Source organism: Micromonospora marina (assembly GCF_900091565.1).
Classification (GTDB): Bacteria; Actinomycetota; Actinomycetes; order Mycobacteriales; family Micromonosporaceae; genus Micromonospora; species Micromonospora marina.
Map to the genome: position 1 here is coordinate 1 of NZ_FMCV01000053.1, position 6,479 is coordinate 6,479.

Below are 6,479 nucleotides of genomic sequence, written 5' to 3' on the forward strand. Positions count from 1 at the left end.
CACCACCGAAACGGTCTACGCCATCACCGACCTACCCGTGCACCAAGCGAAACCCGCGCAACTGGCCGCCTGGATCCGAGGGCACTGGCACATCGAAAACAAGATCCACTGGGTCCGCGACGTCACCTACGACGAAGACCGCAGCCAGATCCGCACCGGCAACGGACCCGAGGTCATGGCCGCCCTACGCAACGCCGCCATCGGCGCGCTCCGCACCGCCGGAATCACCAACATCGCCGCCGGCACCCGCCATCACGCCCGCGACAGCACCCGCCCGCTGGCACTCCTCGGCGTCACCTGACGACTTTGCCGGGGCCCTGACTTCGGGTGCGGTGACCACTTCGACAACCTGCACCCAATCTGCACCCACCTGTAAGGTGCGAGCCACCACAAGCCCTTTACCGGCCTGACCTGCGGACACTCCCCCACCAGGCGACATTGAGTGCCGTTGACTGCTGTTCGCTGCCGTTGAGTGCAGTTGTGTGAAGCGGGACGCCGCACTGCCTCTGAACTGCGAAAACGCGAAACAGCAGGCAGGGATGGGTGCAGTTGCGCGCCGTTGGGTGCCGTTCGGTGCGGTTGAGGCCGTTGAGTACACCCTGTTGCTCCCAACCTGCTCCCCCGATCCCGGGATCGTCACAGGGTGCTGCCGTCGGGCTGGAATGGAGAGGCCCTGCAGGTGGTAGGCAAACCTGAGCATCACCCGGGCCAACTCACGATTGCCACGGCCGTATCAGCGGCAGATCCGGATGGCTTAGTCGACCAGGATCGGGTAGTCGTCGGCGCGGATCCACGCGGCTCGGGCCGCGTCATCGGTGCCCACGACGCCAGCCCGGTCCGCGCCTCGACGCTGAGCCACCGGTACGCGGGGGACACGCGCTGTGCGTCGGATTGCATTCGGGGGTGCAGCCGGTCGCTTGGGGACAATAAACGGGATCCACTGCGGTGGCTGCTTCTGCTTTGCTGAAGCGGTGAACCCGCTGATGGACGCCGTGGAGCAGGTGCTGGAACGGCTCCGGCACCGCTGGCCCGCGCAGCTCACCATAGCTGGGGCGGTTGCCTGGGCACTCGTCGTCATCACCCTGCTGACCCTCAACTTTCTGGCGTCCGGAAACTTCGTCTGGCTCCTGTCGGCCTTCGGCATCTCACCGCTGCTCCTGCTCGGCACGGTAGCGGTATGGGGTGTCGACCAGGTGCCGTGGCCGGTCTGGCCGATCGGCGTCACCCCACTGGTACTGGCCGCGGGACTGACCCCCAGCAGCCCGTCGGGCTCGCTCCTGGTCAGCACGGCCACCGCCGTCATCGCATTCGTCTACGCCCAGCTCTTCCTACTCACCGTCCAGTCGGTCGACGTGCTCCGGGCCCGACGCCTCGGCCTGGTCGACCCGGTACCACCGACGGATGTCCATGCGGATCGGTGGCACCGGGTGCTGGACCTGCTCCGGTTACCTCCCGAGACCTCAGGCGTGCTGCCGAACGCCCGTCGACGTCGACGGTTCCTCCAGGTCAAGGTGCTCATCTCCGTGCTGGTCCTCTACTCGACCTTCAACCCCACCACCCCGCTCTACGACGAGTCGGGTGACGCGATCTACCCGCAACCGGTGCTGTTCGGCGAACTGTTCCACATCCTCGTGTTCCCGCTGGTCATTGGGGCGATCGCTCGGTCGGCCCGGGTCGCCTGGGGCGCCGTCCTGGTCCTGCCCACCCTCTTCGGACTGGGACTGTGGTTGGTGGACCCGGGGCAGCGGCTGTGGGCACTGCTGGAGACCGGCTGGATCGTGCTCGTGGCCATCTGGTTCTGGACCCGCGCCGCGACCGCCGACTATTGGGGTCGCGAGCCAGTGGAACAGCCATCGGGGTGTGACCCGTACTTCGAGATCAGGGACGGCAAGGTGTATCGCGGCAAGGGACATCCCGACGGGCCCCGTTACCGGTCGTACCACGAGTCCCGCGACAGCTGAACGGAAGGCGCTGCTAGCTAGGGTAGAGCTGCTCGCTCCAAGTCCACGGCCGCCGGTAGAGGCGGCGCCGGAGCGGAGGCGGTCGCCGGCCACGCCGCGGTGTACCGGCGGCTGGCGGCCGGCCGCGGGACTACGCTACTCGGGAAGTGGCGGCCCAGCTTGCGGCTGAAAAGGCGGCCATGGAGGCGCCCCGGCCGACACGCGACAGCTTCGGCGTCGCCGAAGAGGTCACCGTCCAGTAAGTCCTGATCGGAGGATTGCCAATGGGATCCGAGTCTCGGCATTCGGAATTCCTGACGACTCCGTGATGGCTGCGACCAGTGCCGCGCGTCGATGTAACTCAGGCCCCGAGGGTGGGCCAGCAGAGCTCGAACGACAGGCGGGCGCCAGCGAGGCGAGGACCAACCGACGCTGACCACTTCGGTCTTCTCCGGGAGGTCACGCCGAACCGCTCGTCCGCATCGCCGCAGGCCAGAGCGCTCCGGTGCGTAAGGTCGTGGTGACCACTTCGGACGTGGTGACCACTTCGCCAACCTGCGCCCAATCTGCACCCACCTGCAAGGCCCGAGCCGCCCCAAGCTCCTACGGCACTGACCTGCGGGTACTTGTCGGCTCCGCCTGAAAACTGGCTCTGGCACACATTTTGTGAGTCGCGCTCGTCGGTGGTTCGGGTTGGGTGCCGGCATGGAGATCATTCCGGCGTTGCTGCCGCACCTGACGGGCCTGGGGTTGGAAGCGGTGGTGGTTCGAGGCGTTGCGGTCAGGATCGACGCGGCGACGCAGACGGTGCGGGCGCCGTGCGGGGTTTTTCGCCCGCCGTCGTGGCCACCGCTACGCGACGGTGCTGCTCGACATGCACACCCGCCGGCCGATCGACGTTCTGCCCGACCGCACCGCCGACACCCTCGCCGCCTGGCTGCACGACCATCCCGGTGTTCAGATCATCTGCCGCGACCGAGGCGGCAGCTACGCCGACGGCGCCCGCAAGGGAGCACCCGACGCGATCCAGGTCGCCGACCGGTGGCACCTGCTAAAGAACCTCAGCGACACCGTCGAGAAAGTCATCCGTGGACACCGCCGTTGCCTGCGCACCGAACCGACCTCCGTCCTGGTCGCCCCGGCCGACGAGCCGGTCAGGACGGGACGTCGAGCGGCGAACACCCGCCAACGCCACGCGGCCGTGCACGCCCTGCGCGCCGAAGGGCTGTCCATCAGCGCGACCGCCCGCCACCCCGACATGGACGTCAGAACCGCCCGCAAGTACGCCCACGCCGCCACCGCCGAGGCGTTGATCGGCCCGAACGCCAGCAGCCGCCCCAGCATCCTCGCCCCGTTCCACTCCTACCTGCGGCAACGCCTCACCGACGGCGTCCACCAGACAGCCGTGCTGCACGCTGAGATCGTGGCCCGCGGCTACCAAGGCAGCTTGCGGGTGCTGCGGGACTGGCTCACCATCAACCGCTCCCGGCCTGCCCTCGCGACCGCAGTTCGCGTGCCGTCGGCCCGGCGGATCACCGCCTGGATCATGCGCCCCGGCCACAAACTCACCGACGACGACCGCGCTGACCTCGCCGACGCCCGCCGCCGCTGCCCGGACCTCGACACCGTCGCCGACCTCGCCCGCGGGTTCGCCGCCCTGGTCCGCCACCAGGGCACCGGGCAGCACCTCGACGCCTGGATCAACCGAGCCCGCCACGCCGGCTACCCCGAAATCCGCGGCTTCGCCGCAGGCCTGGCCGGCGATCGAGACGCCGTCGTCGCCGGCCTCACCCAGCCCTGGAGCTCAGGCCCCGTCGAAGGCCAGGTCAACCGCATCAAGACGATCAAGCGACAGATGTATGGCCGCGCGAACCTCGACCTCCTCCGCAAACGCGTCCCGACCACCCCATGAGCCGTCGTCGCGAAGATCAATCACAGAATATGTGCCAGAGCCAAGATTCAGCCAGCGTTGACAGTACTGCCCTACCAGGCGACCAGGGCTCCGGCAAGGTAGCTATATGACCGCTTCAGGCGAGCCTGAGTAGTTGGAGTGGCCGGTACGGGTTTCGGCTGTTGTGGCGTAGGGCTGCAGCGATGGTGGTGATGCCGGTCAACCGGAGCAGGCTGATCGCCGTGTTGCGCAGAGTGGCCATGACGCGGGGTGCGTTGCCGGCGCGGAGGCGACTGGCGTCTTCGGCGTAGGTGGTGTCGCGGATGTGGTGCAGAGTTTCGATGGCCCAGTGCCCGCGCAGCCAGTCGGCCAGGTCGGCGGGGCCGGCCTGGCCGGCGGTCAGGTTGGTGATCGCGTAGATGGTGACGGTGGACCAGCGGCCGGTGGCCAGGTTCAGCCGTCGACGTCGGATCCGTAGTGCTTGCACGGCGTGGGGAAAGTCCAGGGCGAGCGGCCCGGTGCAGGTGACTGCTTGCAGGCGGCGGATGTCGTGGCGGCCGTGTCCGCGGGTGCTGGTCTCGTCCTGGGTCGGGATCTTCGCCCAGGGCAGAGTCTTGAGCTGGTGATACAGGCGCGGCTGGTTGCGCTTCACGGTGAAGACGTAGGCGGCGTTCTTGTCGTCGACCAGCCAGCGGGCATGCTCGCGCTGGGTGTGTAGCGCGTCGGCGGTGACGACCACCGCGGTCAGGTCGAGGGGGCGCAGCAGCGGCTGGAAGCGGGTCAGCTCGTTGGTCTTGCCGTCGACGTCGACCTGGCCCAGGACCGTCCCGGTGTGCTGGTCCAGCACGGCGAGCAGATGCACCTGGGCACCGGCCGTGCCGCTGCCGCGTAACGTCTTGCCGTCCACGCTGTACACCCGTCGCCCGGTGCCCGCCGCCGGTCGGCATGCAAGGACCCACCGGCCGACTGTGTCGTCCAGGGCGTCGGCGTCGACGCCAGCCAGGACTCGCCGGAACGTGGACTCGTCCGGAGCCCGATACACCCCGGTGAACGGATCTCGGAACACGCCCAGTTCAGCGAGGACCTGCTGCGGCGCATCAGCGGCCCATTCCGCGACCGCCGCCGCAGAGCGGGCACCGGTCAGCACCGCCGCGACGGCCGTGGCCAGGACTCCGGGCAACGCATGCACGACACCGCGAGGGTCTCGCCGGTCCGGCACCGCCGTCAACGCCGTGACCAGGCTCGACCGGCGCCCGACCGGCACCGGCTCGTCCAGGCGGTCCGCGTGCACGGTCACAACGTCAATCAGCGATGATGATCCCAACGGGCGTGGTCCTCTTTGATCTTCCCAGACTCGACACCTGGATGATCATCGAAAGGCCGCGCTTGTCTCAATACCACCATGATCCGGAGTGTCCCCCACCAACCACTCGCAACGGTCATATCGCTACCTTGCCGGAGCCCTGACCAGGCGACATAGACTGCCGTTCACTGCCGTTCACTGCCGTTCACTGCCGTTCACTGCTGTTCAGTGCCGTTGAGTGCAGTTGTGTGAAAGCGGACGCTGCCACGACTCTGACCTGCGGAAACGAGAACTCGCAGGTCGCGGTGGGTGCAGTTGGATGCCGTTCAGGGGCGTTGGACGCTGTTCAACGCCGTTCAGGGCCTCCGTCCGCTCCCAACCTGCTCCCCAATCTCGGCGGGCAACCGCCGCCATCTGACCGAAAGGGCACGGTTCCCCTCGCGCGGGCCCGACGCACTTGCGAAGTACGGCCGGGTCGGGAAGGTTCAGCGTGGCCAGTGGCTCGCCAAGGTGTAGCCATTCCCCATAGGACCGCCGTTGGCTAAAGGTCAAGTTAGTTCGGCCTGCACCGTTAGGCTAGTTCTGGCTGATGCCCTCGCTCGAACGCACGTTCTTCTGCCTCTCGCACGAGGTGTGTCGCCTTAGCCTCGTCACGCTGCTGGAAGTCCGCCCATGCCATCAGCGTAAAAATCATGGCGGCCGTCTTGATTCTCACCGATAGGTCGTCAATTGCAATGTCTTCGCCGAGCATATGCCGGATTAGAGCCTCTGTTTCAAGGGAGGGAACCTCCGAGCCGAAACCACGACGCATATCCGAAACGAAGATGCTGATCTCATCGAGATCAGCCCCAGGCTCAAACATATGCCCGACTGCGATCTCAAAGGAAGCAATCATAACGTGAGCCGACGCAAGAGAACTGAACTCGTTGAACTTTGCGGCGAGGTGATCGCTTTCCTTCTTGTGGCGAAGCATGCTTGCTAGCAGAAAGCGACCCATCAACGTTCGGGGAGCCGCCTGAATACGTTCCGGACTGGACTCATTAGGGTGACGTTTACGCCGACTCCGGATCATGTCTCCTACCAACCAAGTCTTCTTTTACTTGTTCGGGCACTTAGTACGGCAGCCGCCATTTGCTAGGTGAGCAGGGCGTATTCGCGGTTGAGGCGGGTGCGTTGGTGGTGCCAGCGGGCGCGGGCCTGGTGTCGGCGTCGCCAGGTGAGCCAGTCGATGGCGTGTCCTGGTGGTGGTGGGTGGTGCAGGGCGTCGGCGAGGAGTCGTCCGACCTCGGGCACGGTGAGCGGGATCAGTCCGGGATCGGCCGGTGGTGGCTGGTCGGGTGTGGTC

The 6,479-nt window shown here is 66.8% G+C and carries 4 protein-coding genes and 2 pseudogenes; 3 read left to right on the top strand and 3 right to left on the bottom strand.

Annotated elements, in window-relative coordinates; genetic code table 11:
- The 3 genes and pseudogenes from GA0070215_RS27635 to GA0070215_RS27645 all read left to right on the top strand — a co-directional run.
- Positions 1-301: transposase (locus tag GA0070215_RS27635; RefSeq protein WP_141708283.1), on the top strand; the 301-nt coding region annotated here is incomplete at its 5' end.
- A 670-nt stretch (positions 302-971) separates the two neighbouring features.
- Positions 972-1,961 carry a hypothetical protein gene (locus GA0070215_RS27640; RefSeq protein ID WP_091051765.1) on the top strand — a complete coding sequence of 330 codons (990 nt, stop codon included), beginning with the start codon at positions 972-974 and terminating at the stop codon, positions 1,959-1,961.
- 808 nt (positions 1,962-2,769) lie between these two features.
- Positions 2,770-3,852 (top strand): annotated as a pseudogene (locus GA0070215_RS27645) (ISL3 family transposase); the annotation flags it as partial.
- Positions 3,853-3,967: 115 nt separating this feature from the next.
- Here GA0070215_RS27645 and GA0070215_RS27650 read toward each other — a convergent pair.
- The 3 genes and pseudogenes from GA0070215_RS27650 to GA0070215_RS27660 all read right to left on the bottom strand — a co-directional run.
- Positions 3,968-5,122 (bottom strand): ISAs1 family transposase, encoded by a 1,155-nt coding sequence (locus GA0070215_RS27650; protein WP_244167183.1) that lies wholly within the window; start codon positions 5,120-5,122, stop codon positions 3,968-3,970.
- Positions 5,123-5,705: 583 nt separating this feature from the next.
- Complete coding sequence (locus GA0070215_RS27655; protein WP_091051773.1) at positions 5,706-6,107, bottom strand: hypothetical protein; 402 nt, start codon at positions 6,105-6,107, stop codon at positions 5,706-5,708.
- Positions 6,108-6,268: 161 nt separating this feature from the next.
- Positions 6,269-6,479, bottom strand: a pseudogene (locus GA0070215_RS27660) (IS701 family transposase); the annotation flags it as partial.

Bases quoted from the DNA above. Each gene is read 5' to 3' on its own strand.
- GA0070215_RS27655 (WP_091051773.1), bottom strand. From the start codon at position 6,107: ATGCTTCGCCACAAGAAGGAAAGCGATCACCTCGCCGCAAAGTTCAAC.